An 18,524-nucleotide genomic window follows, 5' to 3' on the forward strand; every position below is an offset into this window, starting at 1 on the left:
AAAAAGGGCGGTGCCGCTTCAGGCGCCGCCCTTTTTTGCTTTCTCGACAGCCGGCATCACGCCGGGGGGAGCGTGAAGGAGAAGGTGGCACCCCGGTTCGGTGCGGCATCGGCCCAGACCTCGCCGCCGTGGCGGTGGACGATCCGCCGCACCGTGGCGAGGCCGATGCCGGTCCCCTCGAACTCGTCGCTGCCGTGGAGCCGCCGGAAGGCGCTGAAGAGATTGTCGGCGTACGTCATGTCGAAACCCGCCCCATTGTCCCTCACAAAATAGACGCCGCGCCCGTCGCGCTCCCCCCTGCCGAACTCGATACCCCCCTGCTCGACCTTGCTCGTGAATTTCCAGGCATTGCCGAGAAGGTTCTCCAGCACGACCCGCAAGAGGCGTACGTCTCCCATGGCCCTGAGCCCCTGCTGGATGGTAACGTCCACGTTCCGCTCCGGATCGGATTTCGAAAATTCCGCCACGATCTCCCGGGCCATGTCGCTCAGGTCCACCGGCTCGAACGTCATATAGTCCCGGGTGTACCGCGAAAGTTTGAGGAGGGCGTCAACCAGTTCCTCCATCCGCCCCGCGGCACGGACGACCCGCTCAAGATACCCCCTCGCCGTCTCGTTGAGCTCCTCGGCATAATCTTCCATAAGGATGCTGGTGAACCCCTCTATGTGGCGCAGGGGGGCGCGCAGATCGTGGGAGACCGAATAGCTGAAGGATTCGAGCTCGCGGTTGGCCGCTTCGAGCTGGGCGGTCCGCTCCGCGACCCGTTGCTCAAGCTCGGCATGGAGCCGGCGGTTTTCCTCCTCTACCCGTTTGAGGGCCGTGATGTCGCGATTGCTGGCGCGGCGCCCCCGAAGCCTCCCCCCGCTGTCGAAGACAGCCTGACAGACATGGGATATCCAGCGGGTTTCGCCCGCTTTGGTGATAATGCGCAGCTCCATTGAGTGCTTATTGGTGGAATACGGCGCCTCCGCGTTGTGCCGCTCCATCAGTTCGCGATCGTCGGGGTGAACGATTGCCCCGTTCAGACCGGGATTGACGTAGAACTCCTCGGGGGTGTACCCGCTAATATCCCGGCATGCGGGCGATACGTAGGCCATGGTGCCGTCTGGCGCGAGCCAGAAGTCCCAGTCGGTGGAGTAGTCGGCCACGATCCGGTACCGCTCCTCGCTCTCCCGCAGGGCCTCCTCGGCCCGTTTGCGCGCGGTGATGTCGGTGGCGATATGGATGATCTTGTCCAGATTCCCCCCCTCGTCAAAGACAGGGGTGCACGACACGAGGTAAACGCCGCCAAAGGCCTCCATCTCCATCTCGACCGTCTCCACACCCTCCGAGAGGAGCAACTTCTCCATGGGACACCCACGGGGCGGCTCGGTGCTCCCGGGGTTGTGGAAGACCTCGTAGCACTTCCTGCCGGCAAGCTCCCCTTCGCTCATCCCCGAGGCCTTCACCACGGCCCTGTTGGCGGCGATGATCACGTGCCGGGGATCGAGGATCACCGTCGGATGGGCGAGCCCCTGAAAGATGCTCTCCCATGCGCGGCGGGTCTGGAGCAGTTCCTGATGCACTAAACCGCACTCAGCCTCCCGCACCTCAAAATCACGGATGCGCGCACGCAACGCTTCTATCTCCCGTTGCGGTTCAACGCCCACGCCCGACTTTTCGCCCATGGCTCCTCCATTCCAGAATCCGGTGCCGCTGCCGAAGCACACATGAGCCGATGCCCCAATCCAAGCAAAACACAGAAAACGTTTATCTCAAGGGAGGATACACAAAAACCTGGCAAAAAAGAAGGGGCATGCCCCAACGGACATGACCCTTCTCAAGAAAACATCCCGGCAGCGGCCCTACTCCGCGCCCAGGGCCTCCAGCATCGCCACTCCCATCTTCGTGGGGCTCGGAGCGACAACGACGCCGCACTCGGTCAGGGTGCGGATCTTGTCTTCCGCCTTCCCCTTGCCGCCGGTGATGATGGCGCCGGCATGGCCCATCCGCTTCCCCGGGGGGGCGGTGACGCCGGCGATGAAGGCGGCCACCGGCTTCTTCATGTTCTCCCGGATCCACTCGGCGGCGTCCTCCTCAGCGCTCCCGCCGATCTCGCCGATCATGAAGACCGCCTCGGTGTCCGGGTCTTCGTTGAAGAGCCTCAGGACGTCGATGAACTGCATGCCGATGATGGGGTCGCCACCGATGCCGACGCAGGTGGACTGGCCGAGCCCCGCCTCGGTGATCTGCTTCACCGCCTCGTAGGTGAGGGTGCCGCTGCGGGAGACGACGCCGATCTTACCGGGCTTGTGGATGTAGCCGGGCATGATCCCCACCTTGCACTCGCCGGGGGTGATGACGCCGGGGCAGTTGGGCCCCACGAGGCGGGTCTTGGTCTGCTGCACCACCCGCTTCACCGGCACCATGTCGCGCACCGGGATCCCCTCGGTGATGCAGACCGCCAGGTCGATCCCCGCGTCGGCCGCCTCCAGGATGGCGTCGGCGGCCCCCGGCGGCGGGACGAAGATCATGGAGACGTTTGCGCCGGTGTACTTCACTGCCTCCTCCACGGTGTTGAAGACCGGAATCCCCTCGATGTGGATCCCCCCCTTGCCGGGGGTGACGCCGGCCACGATCTTCGAGCCGTAGTCACGGCACTGCTGGGTATGGAAGAGGCCGCTGCGGCCCGTAATCCCCTGAACGACTATCTTTGAATCCTTGTTGATGAGAATGGACATTGATGATCTCCGTCAATTGATGTGTAGGGGCGCTGCTTGCCGCGCCCAGATCATTCCGCATATCCGGGCGCAGCAAGCGGCGCCCCTACGGAACCATTTACCCCAGCATCTTCACGATCCGCTCCGCCCCCTCGCCGAGGGAGTCGGCGGACTGGACGTTGAGCCCCGAGTCGACCAGAAGCTGCTTCCCCTCCTGAACCTTGCTGCCGTCCATCCGGACGACGATGGGGAGGGTGCAGTGGACCTCGGAGGCCGCCTCGATGATCCCCTGGGCGATGACGTCGCAGCGCATGATCCCGCCGAAGATGTTGACAAAGACCCCCTTCACGTCGCTGTCCTCCAGAATGATCCTGAAGGCCTCGGCCACCTTCTCGCGGGTGGCCCCCCCCCCAACGTCGAGGAAGTTGGCCGGTTCACCCCCGAACTCCTTGAGGACGTCCAGGGTGGCCATGGCAAGGCCGGCGCCGTTCACCATGCAGCCGATGTTGCCGGAGAGCTTGATATAGGAGAGGTCGTACTTGCCGGCGTTGATCTCCAGGGTGTCGAGCTGGGAGTAGTCCATCATATCGGGGTATTCCCGGTGTCGGAAGATGGCGTTGTCGTCGAAATTGATCTTGGCGTCCATGGCCATGAGCCAGCCGGCCCGGGTCACCACCAGGGGGTTGATCTCCACCAGGGAGCAGTCCTTGTCGAGAAGGACCTTGTAAAGGTTCTGCATCAGTTCAACGCAGTCCTCGCAGAGGGTTCCTGTGAGCCCAAGGGCCAGGGCGATCTTGCGGGCCTGGTAGGGGCGCAGCCCCGTATAAGGATCAATGGTGAGGACATGGATCTTCTCGGGGGATTTCTGGGCCACCTCCTCGATGTCCACTCCCCCTTCAGCCGAGGCGATGAGGCAGTAGCGGGAGGTTGCCCGGTCCAGGGTGATGGAGAGGTAGAACTCCCGGGCAATCTCCACCGCCTCCTCCACGAGGATGCGGCGCACCTTCAGCCCCTCGGGACCGGTCTGGGGGGTCACGAGCCGCTTGCCGAAGAGCTCCTTGCCGTAATCCTGCGCCTGCTCAGGGTGGTGGACCAGCTTCACCCCCCCTGCCTTGCCGCGGCCGCCGGCGTAGATCTGGGCCTTGATGACACAGCGTCCCCCCATCTCCTTGGCCGCTCGCTCCACCTGGTCCGACGTAAGCGCCACCCGCCCCCGGGGAACCGGGATGCTGTAGGAACTCAGGATCTCCTTTGCCTGGTACTCGTGGATGTTCATGCCCCCTCCTTTTTAGTATGGGTAAAAGTTTTTTACGTATACCACAAAACAAACCAGCGGTTACGATTTAATTTTCAAACTGCCGTCTGTACACCACCCCTCAAACCCTTATAATACTACCAGATACTTTGTCAGGAGGAAGCCGTGCCCGGCACAAACGTAGAGCAACTCATCGCCAGGGGAATCCGGGCCGCCAACAGCGGCAAGACATCCCTTGCTCTCGAATGCTTCGAAGAGGCGGTGAAACTCCGGAACACCCCCGCAAACTGGTCCTATCTTGCCTTCTGCCTCGCCAAGGAGCGCCGCCAGTTCGAGCATGGGGTCCAGCTCTGCCAGGAGGCGATCCGCAAAGACCCCCACAACTCGGACCACTACCTGAACCTGGGGAGGATACACCTCCTGGCGGGACGCACGAACGAGGCCATCCACGTGTTCCGCCAGGGGCTCCTGTACGAGGGAAACGTCCACATCGAAGCGCAACTGCGCACGATCGGCCTGCGCAAACCGCCGGTGGTCAGCTTCCTCAGGCGGGATCACCCCATTAATAAGTATCTCGGCAAATTTCTGAAAAAGTTGAGGCTCAGGTAACACATTGTCACCCGGGGGAGGGATGGGGCCATGGTCAGATACCTGGAAATCAGGAGCAAAGCGAAAGCGGAATTCGTCGACATCACCCCCCTCGTGCGGGAACAGGTGCGGAGCTCCGGCGTCACGAGCGGCGTCTGCCATCTCTTCGTCCTCCACACCACCGCGGGCCTGACCATCAACGAAGGGGCCGACCCGGCCGTCCAGCGGGACATGCTGACCTTCCTCGACCGCCTGGTCCCCCACGACCCCTACTTCACCCACAAGGAGGGGAACTCCGACGCCCACATCAAGTCGACCCTCACCGGCACTTCCCTGACGGTCTTTTTCAACGAGGGAAAGCTCCTGCTCGGCACCTGGCAATCCATCTACCTCTGCGAGTTCGACGGGCCGCGCCAGCGCAAGGTTGCCCTCAAAATCGTCTCCTGCTGACACCGCCATGGGCGACAGACTCACCTTCGCCTACGGGGCCGGCGTCGACATCAGCTACCGCATCGTCGGCAACGGCCCGGTGCCGGTGGTATTCATCCACGGCTTCGCGGCGGCTCTCACCACCTGGGACGACATCCTCTCCCTCTTCCCGACGGAGCGTTTCACCCTCTATCTCTTTGATCTGAAGGGGTTCGGTTTTTCCTCCAAACCCCGCGCCGGCTCCTATTCGATAGAAGAGCAGGCCGCCGTGACAGCCGCCTTTCTGGAGGCCAAGGGGCTTTCGCGAGTGGTCCTGGCGGGGCACTCCCTGGGGGGCGCCATCGCCCTTCTCGTCACCCTCCAGGCCCTGGACCGGGGAGAAACCGGCCTCGTCTCCCGCCTCGTCCTCATCGCCCCCTCGGCCTACCCCCAGAAGCTCCCCAGGCTCATGGGCATGCTCCGGATTCCTCTCCTGGCCTGCATCGGCATGGCCCTCATCCCGGTGCGCACCATTGTCCGCTACACCCTCGCCAGGGTCTTCCACGACAAAGGCGCCATCACCCCCGAGCGGATCAGGCGCTACGAAAGCTGCTTCGGCCGGCGCGGCATGGCAGGGGTCCTGATCCGGAGCGCCCGGGCCATCGACCCGGAAAGCTATGGGGCGATCACTTCCCGTTACGGGGAGATCAGTGTGCCAACCCTGATTATCTGGGGGAGCGAGGACCGGATCGTGCGGATCGGACAGGGAAAGCGGCTCGTGGGGGAGATGCCGGATGCCCGGCTCGCGGTGATCGACGGATGCGGCCACAACCCCCACGAGGAGCGGCCCCGCGAAACGTTTGCAGTGATCGTCGATTTTCTCGGGGCGGGGGGATAAAGAGAGGAAAGAGTGCTTGAAGAAGCGAAGCTGCCGTTATTTGCCGTGAAGTTCGTCGATGAAGTGCCGGTAGGCCTTCTCGCCGGCGATGAACTTTGTGATCATGACCCCCATGCCGCTCTTCTTCACGAGATGGATCATCTGGGGGGGAACCTTCTTGGTCCAGCGGACCATCCCCTCCAGAAAGACCGAGTCTTCGCCGGGCAGGGTCAACTCCACCTGGATGCGGGTTCCCGGCGGGCAGAGGTTGGTGGTCTTGATGAAGAGGCCATGGGCCGAAACATCCTCGGTGAAGGCGAGCCGCGTGGGAGTGTCGGTCCCGAACCGGAGTGAAAGCCGCTTCCTGTGCCTCGTGATGTCCCGTTTTTCCGCCATTCCCCAGTTCCTTTCCGGTGGTCTTCATTAACGGGCAAATCCTAGCACACCTTTCGCATCCTGATCCAAAGAAAAAGAGCCGATTCGGGCGACACATGCGTAGCCCCACGTGACATTTTTGGAGGAGCCCCATGCCCCCCCTGTTCCACCCAAGCCCCGTGAACGGCCCCTTCGACGACCCCGGCGTCTACGTCGACTTCCTCTTCGAGCGCCGGGCCATCCTCTTCGACCTGGGAGACACCGCCCCCCTCCCACCGCGGAAGGTTCTCCGCATCTCGGATATTTTCATCTCCCACACCCATGTGGACCATTTTATCGGCTTTGATCGGGTGGTGCGCCTCTGCCTGGGGCGGGAGAAGCGGCTCCGTCTCTACGGCCCCCCCGGTTTCGCGGACCAGGTGGCCCACCGGCTGGCCGGCTACACCTGGAACCTGGTGGAAAGCTACCCCACCGACTTCACGGTGGAGGCCACGGAACTGGCGCCGGGCTGCGGGGTCAGGACGGTGGAATTCCACTGCCGGCGGGAGTTTGTGCCTGAGAACGAGCGGTGGGGAACAATCGCCGGGGGCATTCTCATGGACGAGGAGACATTTCGGGTGCGGACCGCTTTCCTGGACCACGGCACCCCCTGCCTCGCCTTCGCCCTGGAGGAGAAGCTGCACGTGAACATCCGCAAGAACCGCCTGGCTGAGATGGGGCTCCCCACGGGAGAGTGGTTAAGGGCGCTGAAGAAGGCGATCCTGCGGGGAGAAGGTGACGACATTCCCTTCAGGGCCTGGTGGCGGGATGGCAGCGTGGTGCGGGAGCGGATATACCCCCTGGGGGAGCTGCGGGAGCGTCTGGTGGGAATCGCGCCGGGGCAGCGGGTCGTCTACGTGACCGACGCGGGCTTCACCCCGGAGAACAGGGCGCGGATCGTGGACCTGGCGCGGGGGGCCGATTACCTCTTCATCGAGGCGACCTTCCTCCACGCTGAGGATGAGCGGGCGCGGCAGCGGGGTCACCTGACCGCCCGCCAGGCAGGGGAGCTGGCCCGGGAGGCAGGGGCGGCGCGGGTGATCCCCTTTCACTTCTCACCCAAGTACCGGGGGATGGAGGAGCTTCTCAGGAAGGAACTGGAGGATGCTTTTGGGAGGAATGCAGGCCGGGTGACGCTCACCCCGACCGGAGCCGAAACTGCGGGATGACAGCAGGGTCCAGCTCCCCCATTCCCTCGGGTCCGAGGGCTTCGAGGGCCTCCCGGAGCCGTCCGGTGTCCTGGCGGAGCGCCGCCACGTCGATCCCCTGGCAGACGGGCTCCACGCAGGTCAACAGCTCTTCGGCAGAGCCGAGGAGGACCATGGCACCCCGGAAGTTTCCCTCCCGCCAGTGGTGGAGCGCCACCGCCAGCTGAAGAATCCCCTGGTAAAGGTGGCGTGCGTCGCCCTGTTCCCCGGCCCAGAGTTCCTCCAGCGTTTCGTGACAGGCAAACCATTCACCGGCATTGAACTGGTCGATCCCCTGGAGGAGCTCGGCGGGCGGGAGGTCACTGCAGAACCGGGGCATGGTTTCCCCGCCTACTTACCGCAGCACTTCTTGTACTTCTGGCCGCTGCCGCAGGTGCAGGGGTCGTTGCGCCCCACCTTGACGCTGGTGGCCGGGGCGGGCTTTACGCCGACGCCGTCGGTGAAGTACCAGACGCCGTCGAGCTTTCTGAAATCGGCCAGTTCGTGGTGGGTCCGCCGCACGTCCCGGTCCCGGTACCGGGCGATGAACTCCACCTTTCCCTCCGTATCATCGGGGCCGCCGCCGGCGGTGTTGACGATCTCCAACCCCTCCCACTGGGAGCTCTCGGCCCACTCGCGGGTCCCCTTCTCGTCGAAGTCCCCCCGGTGGTCCGGGTGGGTGGTTTGGAGGATGTAGCCGGTCTCCACCCTGGTGTAAGCGGAGTAGCGGGAGCGCATGAGCTCCTCGGCGGTGAGGGGGGGGCGTTTCCCCGTAATGAACGGCTCGCAGCAGTCGGCGTAGGGGCGGCCGGTGCCGCAGGGACAGAAGTCTGACATGGGATGCTCCTTGAAACGATGTGATCGGTGGTCCGGTTCGGACGGGGTTATTGATACCGTCCCCCGCCGGCCGTGTCAACCGTTAAGCCTTAAAAAGCATCTGAAACACGGAGCAACCGAGCAACGGAGAAATCAAAGCAGTAATTCAAGACAGTAACTGATCCGCTGGATGCAGTTCTTATCTTTCGAAGGATTATTCTGGTTTTCCTCCGTGTGCTCCGTTGCTCCGTGTTATTCCAAATACCGTCCCGTTTTCTACCGAAACGCCACCAGAAACAGGGCATCGAGAAAGGGGCGCGCCCGTTCCCGCTCGTCTGGAGTGAGGGAGGCCACGGGGACGGGACTGACGAAACGGCGCAGGAACCGTTTTTCGGCAAAACCGAGGCAGGGATTGGGCCGGCCGAGCCGCGGCTGGATCACAACCGGCGCCAGGCGGAGGGGTGCTACCGCCTTACGGAGCGCCGGGTTGAGCATGAGGCGGGCATCGGAGGAAAGGCCGCATCCCCCCCGGGGTTGGCGCCCCAGGTAGAGGATGAAGTTTGGTGTTTCCTCCCCGTCGCGCTCAAGGGTCCGCAGTCGCGCCACCTCCTCTGGCAACGGGAGGAGGGCGCCGGCGTGGGTAAACATGAGGGAGGTGAGCCCCGTCTCCCCCACCAGCGCCATGAAATCGTCGATGCGGTAGGTGCGGGCCCGGGGGTGGAGGAAGGCGTCGGCGATGCCGGCATCGAAGGCGGCCTCATCCGAGGCATCCACGTACTGCCGGAAACGGGACCCCGCCGGCGCCCGCCCCATGAGCCGCTTCACTCCGGCCACGTCACCGATCCCCAGAAGCCGCAGGGCCTTGCGGATCGACTCGGCCCCTCTCCGCGCCCCCCGGCTGTAGACCATGAGCCGCAGGATCCCCCCCGGCGCCAGCCGCCTCTCCAGGGCGCGCAGACCTTCCAGAGGGTCCGCCAGGTGATGGATGACCCCGAAGGAGTCGATGAAGCCGTACTCCCCCGAAGCTGACGCCGGGTTCAGGATGTCCCCCCGCTCGAAGGTAATGCCGGCCCGGCCGTGGAGAAGGCAATGGAGCCGCGCCCGCCGCAGGTTCGCGGCTGAAAGGTCCAGGGCGGTGATAGGGACGCCGGGGTTGGCCACGGAGGTCGGATACGGGGAAAAACTCCCGCACCCCGCCAGGAGGATGCGTCGGGCATGGCTGCTGGGGAGCGCACCGTTGAAACAGGCATGGAGGGCGTCCAGATTAAGGGCATAGGTGTCGAAGGGGCGGACCGAGGCAAGGAACGGATAACGGGGATAGGGATAGCGCTCGTAGTGGCGGCGGAGATCGTCGTTCACGCCGTTCACGCCCGGCGCGCCCGGAACTTTTTCACCAGTTCCACCGGGTGGTACGACAGCTTCGCCGCCCGCAGCCCCGGCTCCCCCAGGTCCTGTTCCCGGTTTGTGTAGGTGCAGTCGGCGAAGAGGAGCCGGTTGAACTCCCGGTCCACCAGTTGGGAAACCCCCTCCATGAAGGGATCGGCCTTCTCGAAGTGGCAGACCGCCGTGTCGCGGTTCAACCGCTCGCCAAGGGCAAAGGCCGCCACCCTCCCCTCCACGAGCACCACCACCCCTTCAAGGCCGAGGCGGTCCGTCAGCAGAAGGGCCTCCGCCGCCGCCTTCGTCTCCAGCTCCAGGGACGGGCTGTCGATGCCGCCGCGAACCCGGCGCCACTCGCCGAGAAGCGCCAGACATCCCTCCCGGTGGGTCGCACCGTAAACCGCCACGCTGAAGGAATGTCGCACAATAAAATAGTTGATCCGGTTCTTCTTCTTGTGAAACCGGTTGCCGGGGAGTTCCGCCAGCTCCTTCCTGAGGTGGAGGTAGTCGAAGGCGTCCCGGTCTTCCTCGACAACCACCCCTTCGCCCGCCAGATACCGGGCAGCAAAGGGCTCGTCGGCCCCGTAGAGGGTCATCCCCCTTTCCAGGAGCAGCCGGAGGACGCCGGCCACGTCGCCGCCCAGGGGGGGAAGGAAATACTCCTCGCCGCCGTACCCCTGCCCGAGCACCACGGTGGAGTCCTCCACCAGGGTGAGCCGGTAGGCGTGGGCCTCCCGGAAGAGGTAGAGGTTGGCAAAGGTGAGCTCCGAGACCCGGGGCTGAAGCACGGCAAAGAGGGGGTCGAGCAGGGGCTTGTGGGCGAGGGCCAAGGGGCGCGTCGCGGGGTAGCGGGGGATGTCAGTCGTGGTGTCCATGGGGAGAAAGTATAGCAGATGCGGAGGAAGGAACGGCGGACAAATTCCCGCAGACAGGAACGCCCCTCCGGCGGATACCGGAGGGGCGTTGATCATGAGGAGCGCTTGCGTTATCGCTGTACGCTGCTCCATGCCGCCATGAAGGCGTCAAAAGCAGTCTTGTTGAAATTCATTCCTTCCTCTATTTGAGGAACGTTGGCATATTCCACATGCCCCTGCTGGATGCCGCCATTATGGACGAAGAAAATCAGCTCTTCGTTCATGTCCATGTCTATGTACTGCTGCTTGTATCCGGCCGGCACCGTGACGGTCAGAATGGTCTGGCCATACACAAGGTTCCTCTTCCAGCTTCCGGTAAGAGGCAAGAGCGTCGGACCATTCAGGTCCTGTGGGGGTGCGAACGGATTAAGATAGAATTTCACCTCCCCCGCGTCCTGGGCGGTTTGGGCACCGAACTGGAAGCCGAAGTTTTCCCCCATCACGATTCTGTAGTTTCCTTCCGCCGTGTAGGCAGCCATAAAGTCATTAAGGTTCGTGAAGCTTGGGAATTGGGCACTGTCCTCCATGAAACTGTAAACATCCTGCAGCGGCGTGAAGACCATTTTGTAGAGGATGGACCCTGCAGGATAGTTCGTGCCGGAATCGATCATTCCATCATTACCCGGGAGCATGATCGGTTTATCCTTCATATCCATGGCGCTGACAACGATCTTCTCTTTAAGCTGGCTCTCGGTGCGGGTCCAGATGGCACTGCCGTCGGCGGCGAACGTAACGGTTCCGGCTTCAGCGGAATCGCTTTCCGCAATCCAGTTGCCCGAAACCAGGACGTACTCAGTGTCGGAGGACTCACCCGGGCCCCAGACTCCCCCGTTCAGGCGGAAAAACTGCTCGGAAAGGGGGAAATCCGACCCGCTCGCGGTCCCAAGCTTGACGATGCCATATTCATAGGTCGGACCGTACATGTCATCGTACATTTCGTCGAACCAGTAGAAACCGTCGCCGGCAAGGGCGTCCTTGAAGGAACTGGAAACGGCAGGGGCCTTCTGCTCCTGTTCGGCGATGACCGCCTCGAGCACACCCGGGTCGATGATGACCTGACCGGCCAGGTTCTGCAAAATCCCATCAACGTCAACGGGAACCTGATTAACCTCGGCCGCCGCGATCGCCTCGGTCACCTGCCCCACGATGAGAGGGAGATTTTCGGTAACCTGCGCAAGCGCCACCTTGAGGGCAGTGTTGGCTTCAGCCGAGGTGCCGACCACCTCCAGGTTGTCTTTGACGACCGCCGCCACCACCTTGGCGATCTCATGGGCCTTGGCGTAGTTGTCTCTGTCGTCAGAACTGGCTGCCTCCACCTTTTGGGCCACGTAATCCTTGAAGAGGTCAACATTGTTGCCGGTCATGCCGAGCTGGGACTTGACCGCCTCCACGGCGGCGCTCACGCCGAGGGCAGGGTTCTCCTCAAGCTGGTTATGAACGAGGGTGGTCAGGGGGCTCACGAACTCCGGCTCTCCCGGCGGGGCCGACATGAGGTATTCCTTGCCGACCGGTGCACCCGTATCCGCGTCAACAGCGTCAGCGGGAACCCGGACCACGATCGGATAGGCCGCGATGTCGGCGGCACTGACCCCTGCGAGGGTATACGCACCGCCGGTGCCCGTGGTGGCCTTGGGCTCATCGGCACCCCAGACCTTGTCGCCGTCCTTGTCCAGAAAAACCTCAGCCCCCACCAGATAGCCGTCGGCAACGACCCCGCTTACGCTCGTGGGAGTCACGGAACTCCCGCCACCGCCACCGCCGCCGCACCCGGCAGCCACCAGCAGTACCCCCGCCGCACATCCCATCGCAAATCGACTCAAAACCTTTTTCCCCATAACTCCCTTTCCTCCTTTCACGGAACTTCCCCACAAAGCGTTGCGCATCGGGCCAAATCACGCCGTATACAAGGGAGTTATCGGCAAAAGAACCGAATACTTGAGAGAAAAATTGTTCTTCACATAATAAAGCCGCTCCCGCATCAGCGGAAACGGCTCTGGAGGTACCAAGTAAAGGGACGAGGATGTCAGAGCAAAATCACCAGCACCACTCCGCCGGCGATGACCGACAGATTGCAGACGGCGGAGATGCCGTGGAGCTTGGAGAACTCCCGGCGCATGGGATGATCCTTGGGGGTGGTCTCGAAGGAGGGGATCTGCTGTTTGATGAGAGCAGCTTTCGGCTCAACGTGAAAGGCCTGGAACGCGGTGACGGCGAGCATCACGACCAGGAGGGCCGCAGCCGGAACCCAGTTCTTTCCCCGCACGATCAGGAGCGCGACGAGGGCGACGGCACCGCAGGCCAGCCCCCAGCGGAAATAGCCGGGAAAGAGGTAGCCGACGATGCGGCCGGCCACATCGCGGGTTTCGGTCTTGAAGATGGTGGGGGTGAGCACGAAGGTGAAGAGGGCGGCGCCCCCCACCCAGAGGGCAATGGCCAGACGACAGAGTGCGGAAACAAATGACACGGCAATCCTCCTTGATATGAATGGAATTATGGGTTTTCCCGGTCTCCAATCGCGAAGCGATCAATAATCCACCGGGCAATGCTGCGCCGAGGCGGGATCGACGCCGGCATGGCGACGGCGCTAAACCAGCGGGCATCCTCCAGTTCGGTGGGATCGACGCGGATCTCGCCCCCGGCGTACTCGGCCACAAAGCCGGCCATGAGCTGGCTCGGGAAGGGCCAGCACTGGCTCCCCACGTAGCGGATGCCGCTGATCTCCAAACCGGTTTCTTCCCGCACCTCGCGGCGGACGCACTCCTCCAGGGATTCGCCGAAGTCGAGGAACCCCGCCACGAGCCCGTAGCGCCCCGGCGCCCATTCGGGCTTGCGGGCCAGGAGAAACTCGTCCCCCCGCTTCACGAGGACGATTGCGCAGGGATGAATGTGGGGAAAATGCTCGGCGCCGCACCCGGCGCAACGCTTACCCCAACTGGCGGACAGCCGCTCCTGGGGGCTCCCGCAGCGGGAACAGAAGCGGCTGTCGCGCTCCCAGTGGAGAACCTGCTGGGCAATGCCGCCAAGGGTGAGGGTGGCGTCGTCGAGACGCTCCCCCGTTGCATTGAAGGGCTCGGCCACGAAGGGGGTAGGAAGCGGATCCTGAGTCGATATCCGGGCGGTCCGGAGGGGACGTCCGTGCCAGCGGCCTATGGCAAGTGTCTCCCGATCGGCGGGGAGCCATGGCGGCCGCTCACCCTCGGGAAGGGCAAAGGTACCGTCATGCTCCTGAACCACGAGGGCGTTTCCCCGGAGAACTGCCCATACTGCAGGGCCTTCGTCATCCGCTGCATCGGGTGGAGCAGGAACAAAGCCATGGGCAACGACCGTGGCATTGAAGGGGAGATTGGTCGTCTCGGGATAGGGCATGGGAAGACCTCCGGTAACCTCGTTCAAGCATACCCACCGTACCGCGTCGATGCAACAGCCATTCTTTGCTCGCCAGGGCAAGGGAAAATACCTGTTGCTCGCCGCAGAGGCATGCCGGTATACTTTACGGCACCTTTCGTACGCTCCAGCGTATCATCGACACCCCCTGAAACAACCACACGGGACCCACCCATGACCGATAAGACCACCATCTCCTGGCCCGTTGTAGCGGTAACGACGGGAATGCTCGCCGGTCTCTGGGTGACAAGCCGCCTCAATTTTCTCCTCTTCCACGCCCTGGTGGAAATGTTCTCGGTACTGGTGTCGGGGGGGATCTTCGTCATCGCCTGGAACTCCCGCCGCTTCCCCACCAGCCCCTACCTTCTCTTCATCGGCATTGCCCATCTCTGCGTAGGAGGTATCGACCTCCTCCACACCCTGGCCTACAAGGGGATGGGGGTCTTTCCCGGCAACGACGCCAACCTCCCGACCCAGCTCTGGATCGCCGCCCGGTACCTCCAGAGCATCTCGCTCCTGGTGGCGCCGCTCTGCATAGGACGCCGGCTCTGGCCCCGGGCCACGCTGGCGGCTTACCTGGCCGTAACGGCCGCCCTCGTTGCGTCCATCTTCGGGGGGATCTTTCCCCCCTGCTTCGTGGAGGGGGTAGGCCTTACCCCCTGCAAAATAGTGAGCGAGTACCTCATTTCGCTGACCCTCGTTGCCGCGCTTCTCCTCCTGAGAAAAAAGCGCGCGGCCTTCGACGGGCGCATCGTGAACCTCCTCTCCACCGCCATCGCGCTCATGGTCGTGGCCGAGCTGGCATTCACCTTCTACGTGGATGTCTACGGCCTCAGCAACCTGGTGGGACACCTCTTCAAGGTGGCGGCGGTCTTCCTGATCTACAAGGGAACGGTCGAAACGAGCCTGACGCGCCCCTACGAGCTCCTTTTCCGGGAACTGACGGAGAGCGAGAAAGCCCTGAGGGAATCGCACCAGCGCATCTCCTCCATCATGGAGAGCATCACCGATGCCTTCTTCGCCCTTGACCATGGCTGGAACTTCACCTACGTGAACGAGGAGGCGGAACGGCTTCTCAACAGGCGCCGTGACGAACTGATCGGCAGGAACGTCTGGACCATGTTTCCCGAAGCGGTGGGCTCGACCTTTCATGAGCAGTACCACCGGGCGGTTTCGGAGAAGAAGTCGGTCTCCTTCGAAGAGTATTACCCCCCCCTGGGGCGCTGGTTCGACGTCCGCGCTTACCCGGCCGGCGACGGGTTGTCGGTTTTTTTCCGGGACATCACCGGGAGAATGAAGATCGAAAACACCCTTCGGCAGTCGGAGGAGAAGTTCGCCAAGGCGTTCCAGACCGCGCCGACCATCATGATCATCACCACCCTGTCGGACGGGCGGTACCTGGAGGTGAACGAGGCCTTCGAGAAAACCGTGGGGTGGCGGCGCGAAGAGGTGCTCGGCCGCACCTCCCGTGAAATGGGCATTTGGGTCGACCAGGACCAGCGGAACGAGGTCGTGCGGACCACCGAGGCAGGCGAGAAGGTAATCAACTGGGAAATCATCCTCCGGGGGAAAAGTGGCGAAACCATCGAAGGGCTCTATTCCGCGGTGGGGATCGAGCTGAACGACGAGAAGTGCCTCCTGAGTATCGTGCGGGACGTCACCGCACGGAGGCGGGCCGAGCGGGAGGTGGAAATCCTCAACGCCGAGCTCACGGAGCGCGCCCGGGAGCTGGAAGAAATCAACTGTGAACTCGAAGCGACGGTGGAACAGCTGGAGTCGGTGAACCGGGAACTGGAAGCCGCGAACCGGGAACTGGAGTCCTTCAGCTACACGGTCTCCCACGACCTGCGGGGTCCCCTCACGAACATCAACAGCCTTGCCCAGGTCGTCCTCGAACTCTACGGGCCTGGATTTGAGCCCAAATGCCGGGAATTCATGGACGACATCCACCACGAAACCCTGCGCATGGACGAGCTCATCGGCACCCTGCTCGATTTCGCCCGCATCGCACGCAGCGATCTACGCCCCGAGACCGTGGACCTGAGCGCCATGGCCCGCGCAGTGGCCGCGGCATGCCGGCTCAAGGAACCGGAGCGCCTGGTGACCTTCGTCGTCGCCGACGGCATAACGGCCCACGGCGACTCCCGCCTGCTGCGCGTGGCGCTCGACAACCTCCTCGGCAACGCCTGGAAATACACCGGCACTCGGGAGGAGGCCCGGATCGAGTTCGGCGTGACCAAGCACGAGGGAAGACCCGCATACTTTGTGCGTGACAACGGGGTCGGCTTCGACATGGCCGACGTCGACAGGCTCTTCGCCCCCTTCGCGCGCCTCGACTCCGGGGCCCCCTTCAGGGGAGAAGGGATCGGCCTCGCGACCGTGGCACGAATCATCCAGCGCCACAACGGACGGATCTGGGCCGAAGGGGAAAAGGGAAAAGGGGCCACCTTCTTCTTCAGCCTGTGACCCCCGCGGGATCCGTTCCCCCAATAATCAGCGCTAACCAAAATACAGTGTCGACAACCGGCGGACAAAATCATCCGTTGTATTTTCAGACCATTTTTTATAGGATTTATTGTTTTTATCCTTGATTGCCCGGAAGGGAACTGCATGATCACACGTCTCCCCGCCGAATGGGAGGAGCAGGACGGTGTCCTCCTCGCCTGGCCCCACGCCGAGAGCGACTGGCTCCCCTGGCTTCCCATGGTGGAACTGGTTTTCGCCCAGATCGTCAAAGAGATTACACGCTTTGAAACAGCGCTGGTGGTGGCTGCCGATGGAGAACGGACCGCCGCCATCCTCTCCGCCGTGGGAGCACGGATGGAGCGGGTGCGGATCGAGGAAATCCCCGCCAACGACACCTGGGCCCGGGATTTCGGCCCCCTGACCGTGGAGCGGGACGGCAGCCCTGTGCTCCTCGACTTCGGCTTCAACGGCTGGGGGCTCAAGTTTGCCGCCGACCAGGACAACCTTATCACCGGCCGACTCCACCGGGCCGGGGCATTCGGCTCAATTCCAATGGAGACCGTGGGCCTCATCATGGAGGGGGGGAGCATCGAGAGCGACGGGAAGGGAACGATCCTCACCACCGCCGAGTGCCTCCTGAACCCGAACCGCAACCCCCATCTGTCGCGGGAAGAGATCGAGGCGGCTCTTGGAGAAAAACTGGGTGCCAACCGGGTCCTCTGGCTGGAAAACGGATACCTGGCCGGCGACGACACCGATTCCCACATCGACACCCTGGCCCGGCTCGCCCCCGACGACACTATCCTTTATGTCCGGTGCGACGACGCCTCTGACGAGCACTACACGTCCCTCTTCCTGATGGAAAAGGAGCTGCACGCCCTCAGGACCCGGGAGGGGAATCCCTACCGCCTGATTCCCCTTCCCTGGCCCCGGGCCTGCCACGATGATGAAGGAGAGCGACTCCCGGCCACCTACGCCAACTATCTGGTCATCAATGGCGCCGTCCTCGTCCCCACCTACGACGACCCCGGCGACGAAGGGGCTCTGTCGGCCATCGGCCAGGCGTTCCCGGGCCGGGAGATCATCGACATCGACTGCCGTCCCCTCATCCTTCAGCACGGGTCGCTGCACTGCGTGACCATGCAGATTCCCAAAGGAGTGCTTTCATGAAGAGTTTGACCGTCGGCCTCGTGCAGCAGAGCTGCACCGCCGACAAGGACCTGAACTTGGCCAAGAGCATCGAGAACATCCGCAAGGCAAGCGCCCTCGGGGCGAAGCTCGTGGTGCTCCAGGAGCTCCACTGCGGCCCCTATTTCTGCCAGAATGAGGACACCGGTCACTTCGATCTGGCCGAGGATATCCCCGGCCCCACCACCGAACTCCTGGGCGGCGTGGCGAAGGAATTCGGGGTGGTGCTCGTCTCGTCCCTCTTCGAGAAGCGGGCGCCGGGGCTCTACCACAATACCGCCGTAGTTTTCGAAAAGGACGGGACCATCGCCGGCACATACCGCAAGATGCACATCCCCGACGACCCCGGCTACTACGAGAAGTTCTACTTCACCCCCGGCGACCTGGGGTTCGAGCCGATCAGGACCTCGGTGGGGAAACTGGGTGTACTCGTCTGCTGGGACCAGTGGTATCCCGAGGCGGCCCGCCTCATGGCCCTTGCCGGGGCTGAGATCCTCATCTACCCCACCGCCATCGGCTGGGACCCCCGGGACGAAGACGAGGAGAAGGTCCGCCAGAAGGAGGCGTGGATCACCATCCAGCGGGCCCACGCCGTGGCCAACGGCATCCCGGTGGTGAGCGTGAACCGGGTCGGCCATGAGCCCGACCCGTCAGGAGTCCTGCCGGGGAGCCAGTTCTGGGGTTCCAGTTTCGTGGCCGGCCCCCAGGGGGAGATCATCGCCCAGGCCGGCAACAGCCACGAGGAACTCCTCATTGCCGAGGTTGATCTGGCCCGCAGCGAGGCGGTGCGCCGCATCTGGCCCTTCCTTCGGGACAGGCGCATCGAGGCATACGGGGATCTGCTGAAACGGTACCGGGACTGACCGCCACCGGCTCTTCGACCGGGTGAACAGCTATTACAGAGAGGAGTGACCGCTTGCAATCGGTCCCTTACCCGGTAAACTGTCT

General features: G+C 63.2%; 18 protein-coding genes. 7 read left to right on the plus strand and 11 right to left on the minus strand.

Going from position 1 to position 18,524, the window contains the following annotated elements:
• Positions 1-56: 56 nt before the first annotated feature.
• The 3 genes from RCH91_RS02535 to sucC form a co-directional block, all read right to left on the minus strand.
• Positions 57-1,667, minus strand: coding sequence for a PAS domain S-box protein (locus RCH91_RS02535; RefSeq protein WP_306532960.1), 1,611 nt, complete (start codon positions 1,665-1,667; stop codon positions 57-59).
• Between the two features lie 177 nt (positions 1,668-1,844).
• Complete coding sequence (gene sucD, locus RCH91_RS02540; RefSeq protein WP_306532961.1) at positions 1,845-2,720, minus strand: succinate--CoA ligase subunit alpha; 876 nt, start codon at positions 2,718-2,720, stop codon at positions 1,845-1,847.
• A gap of 97 nt (positions 2,721-2,817) precedes the next feature.
• Positions 2,818-3,975, minus strand: a complete 1,158-nt coding sequence (gene sucC, locus RCH91_RS02545) for an ADP-forming succinate--CoA ligase subunit beta (RefSeq protein WP_306532962.1) — start codon at positions 3,973-3,975, stop codon at positions 2,818-2,820.
• A gap of 144 nt (positions 3,976-4,119) precedes the next feature.
• Between sucC and RCH91_RS02550 the strand changes: the two genes are divergently transcribed.
• From RCH91_RS02550 to RCH91_RS02560, 3 genes are read left to right on the plus strand one after another with little or no spacing between them, the layout of a single operon-like run.
• The gene (locus RCH91_RS02550; RefSeq protein ID WP_306532963.1) at positions 4,120-4,563 is read left to right on the plus strand and encodes a M48 family metallopeptidase; all 444 of its coding nucleotides are present in this window, start codon (positions 4,120-4,122) and stop codon (positions 4,561-4,563) included.
• Positions 4,564-4,593: 30 nt separating this feature from the next.
• Positions 4,594-4,992 (plus strand): secondary thiamine-phosphate synthase enzyme YjbQ, encoded by a 399-nt coding sequence (locus RCH91_RS02555; RefSeq protein WP_306532964.1) that lies wholly within the window; start codon positions 4,594-4,596, stop codon positions 4,990-4,992.
• A gap of 7 nt (positions 4,993-4,999) precedes the next feature.
• A complete protein-coding gene (locus RCH91_RS02560; protein ID WP_306532965.1) occupies positions 5,000-5,848 on the plus strand; it encodes an alpha/beta fold hydrolase in 849 nt (282 codons plus the stop codon).
• A 36-nt stretch (positions 5,849-5,884) separates the two neighbouring features.
• On the opposite strand, the gene RCH91_RS02565 is transcribed toward RCH91_RS02560, so the two are convergent.
• On the minus strand, positions 5,885-6,223 hold the full coding sequence (locus RCH91_RS02565) for a PilZ domain-containing protein (RefSeq protein WP_306532966.1): 339 nt from the start codon (positions 6,221-6,223) through the stop codon (positions 5,885-5,887).
• Between the two features lie 131 nt (positions 6,224-6,354).
• On the opposite strand from RCH91_RS02565, the gene RCH91_RS02570 reads away from it, so the two are divergent.
• Positions 6,355-7,410 (plus strand): MBL fold metallo-hydrolase, encoded by a 1,056-nt coding sequence (locus RCH91_RS02570; protein ID WP_306532967.1) that lies wholly within the window; start codon positions 6,355-6,357, stop codon positions 7,408-7,410.
• On the opposite strand, the gene RCH91_RS02575 is transcribed toward RCH91_RS02570, so the two are convergent.
• The 7 genes from RCH91_RS02575 to nudC form a co-directional block, all read right to left on the minus strand.
• Positions 7,379-7,768, minus strand: a complete 390-nt coding sequence (locus RCH91_RS02575; protein WP_306532968.1) for a DUF309 domain-containing protein — start codon at positions 7,766-7,768, stop codon at positions 7,379-7,381. The two genes, RCH91_RS02570 and RCH91_RS02575, sit on opposite strands and share 32 nt — an antisense overlap.
• An 11-nt stretch (positions 7,769-7,779) precedes the next feature.
• The gene (locus RCH91_RS02580) at positions 7,780-8,265 is read right to left on the minus strand and encodes a YchJ family protein (protein WP_306532969.1); all 486 of its coding nucleotides are present in this window, start codon (positions 8,263-8,265) and stop codon (positions 7,780-7,782) included.
• Positions 8,266-8,520: 255 nt separating this feature from the next.
• A complete protein-coding gene (locus RCH91_RS02585; protein WP_306532970.1) occupies positions 8,521-9,603 on the minus strand; it encodes a bifunctional 2-polyprenyl-6-hydroxyphenol methylase/3-demethylubiquinol 3-O-methyltransferase UbiG in 1,083 nt (360 codons plus the stop codon).
• A gap of 5 nt (positions 9,604-9,608) precedes the next feature.
• A complete protein-coding gene (locus RCH91_RS02590) occupies positions 9,609-10,499 on the minus strand; it encodes a DUF2156 domain-containing protein (RefSeq protein WP_306532971.1) in 891 nt (296 codons plus the stop codon).
• A 110-nt stretch (positions 10,500-10,609) separates the two neighbouring features.
• The gene (locus tag RCH91_RS02595; protein WP_306532972.1) at positions 10,610-12,373 is read right to left on the minus strand and encodes a hypothetical protein; all 1,764 of its coding nucleotides are present in this window, start codon (positions 12,371-12,373) and stop codon (positions 10,610-10,612) included.
• A 188-nt stretch (positions 12,374-12,561) separates the two neighbouring features.
• Positions 12,562-13,002, minus strand: coding sequence for a DUF4149 domain-containing protein (locus RCH91_RS02600; protein ID WP_306532973.1), 441 nt, complete (start codon positions 13,000-13,002; stop codon positions 12,562-12,564).
• Between the two features lie 26 nt (positions 13,003-13,028).
• Entirely contained in the window at positions 13,029-13,904 is an 876-nt protein-coding gene (gene nudC / locus RCH91_RS02605; RefSeq protein WP_306532974.1) for an NAD(+) diphosphatase, read from the minus strand.
• Between the two features lie 192 nt (positions 13,905-14,096).
• Here nudC and RCH91_RS02610 point away from each other — a divergent pair, with 192 nt between their 5' ends.
• From RCH91_RS02610 to RCH91_RS02620, 3 genes are all read left to right on the plus strand, one after another.
• A complete protein-coding gene (locus tag RCH91_RS02610) occupies positions 14,097-16,388 on the plus strand; it encodes an MASE3 domain-containing protein (RefSeq protein WP_306532975.1) in 2,292 nt (763 codons plus the stop codon).
• 144 nt (positions 16,389-16,532) lie between these two features.
• Complete coding sequence (locus RCH91_RS02615) at positions 16,533-17,558, plus strand: agmatine/peptidylarginine deiminase (RefSeq protein ID WP_306532976.1); 1,026 nt, start codon at positions 16,533-16,535, stop codon at positions 17,556-17,558.
• Positions 17,555-18,439 carry a carbon-nitrogen hydrolase gene (locus tag RCH91_RS02620; RefSeq protein WP_306532977.1) on the plus strand — a complete coding sequence of 295 codons (885 nt, stop codon included), beginning with the start codon at positions 17,555-17,557 and terminating at the stop codon, positions 18,437-18,439. Before RCH91_RS02615 ends, RCH91_RS02620 begins: the two co-directional genes overlap by 4 nt.
• Positions 18,440-18,524 lie beyond the last annotated feature (85 nt).

The organism is Geobacter sp. (genome assembly GCF_030834625.1).
Taxonomy (GTDB): domain Bacteria; phylum Desulfobacterota; class Desulfuromonadia; order Geobacterales; family Geobacteraceae; genus Geobacter.

What these genes read in the sequence shown, in the direction of transcription:
- RCH91_RS02580 (WP_306532969.1), bottom strand. Translation starts at nt 8,265, where the DNA reads ATGTCAGACTTCTGTCCCTGCGGCACCGGCCGCCCCTACGCCGACTGC.
- RCH91_RS02570 (WP_306532967.1), top strand. Translation starts at nt 6,355, where the DNA reads ATGCCCCCCCTGTTCCACCCAAGCCCCGTGAACGGCCCCTTCGACGAC.
- sucC (WP_306532962.1), bottom strand. Translation starts at nt 3,975, where the DNA reads ATGAACATCCACGAGTACCAGGCAAAGGAGATCCTGAGTTCCTACAGC.
- RCH91_RS02615 (WP_306532976.1), top strand. Translation starts at nt 16,533, where the DNA reads ATGATCACACGTCTCCCCGCCGAATGGGAGGAGCAGGACGGTGTCCTC.
- RCH91_RS02555 (WP_306532964.1), top strand. Translation starts at nt 4,594, where the DNA reads ATGGTCAGATACCTGGAAATCAGGAGCAAAGCGAAAGCGGAATTCGTC.
- RCH91_RS02565 (WP_306532966.1), bottom strand. Translation starts at nt 6,223, where the DNA reads ATGGCGGAAAAACGGGACATCACGAGGCACAGGAAGCGGCTTTCACTC.
- RCH91_RS02610 (WP_306532975.1), top strand. Translation starts at nt 14,097, where the DNA reads ATGACCGATAAGACCACCATCTCCTGGCCCGTTGTAGCGGTAACGACG.
- RCH91_RS02575 (WP_306532968.1), bottom strand. Translation starts at nt 7,768, where the DNA reads ATGCCCCGGTTCTGCAGTGACCTCCCGCCCGCCGAGCTCCTCCAGGGG.
- RCH91_RS02590 (WP_306532971.1), bottom strand. Translation starts at nt 10,499, where the DNA reads ATGGACACCACGACTGACATCCCCCGCTACCCCGCGACGCGCCCCTTG.
- sucD (WP_306532961.1), bottom strand. Translation starts at nt 2,720, where the DNA reads ATGTCCATTCTCATCAACAAGGATTCAAAGATAGTCGTTCAGGGGATT.
- RCH91_RS02595 (WP_306532972.1), bottom strand. Translation starts at nt 12,373, where the DNA reads ATGGGGAAAAAGGTTTTGAGTCGATTTGCGATGGGATGTGCGGCGGGG.
- RCH91_RS02560 (WP_306532965.1), top strand. Translation starts at nt 5,000, where the DNA reads ATGGGCGACAGACTCACCTTCGCCTACGGGGCCGGCGTCGACATCAGC.
- RCH91_RS02620 (WP_306532977.1), top strand. Translation starts at nt 17,555, where the DNA reads ATGAAGAGTTTGACCGTCGGCCTCGTGCAGCAGAGCTGCACCGCCGAC.
- RCH91_RS02535 (WP_306532960.1), bottom strand. Translation starts at nt 1,667, where the DNA reads ATGGGCGAAAAGTCGGGCGTGGGCGTTGAACCGCAACGGGAGATAGAA.
- nudC (WP_306532974.1), bottom strand. Translation starts at nt 13,904, where the DNA reads ATGCCCTATCCCGAGACGACCAATCTCCCCTTCAATGCCACGGTCGTT.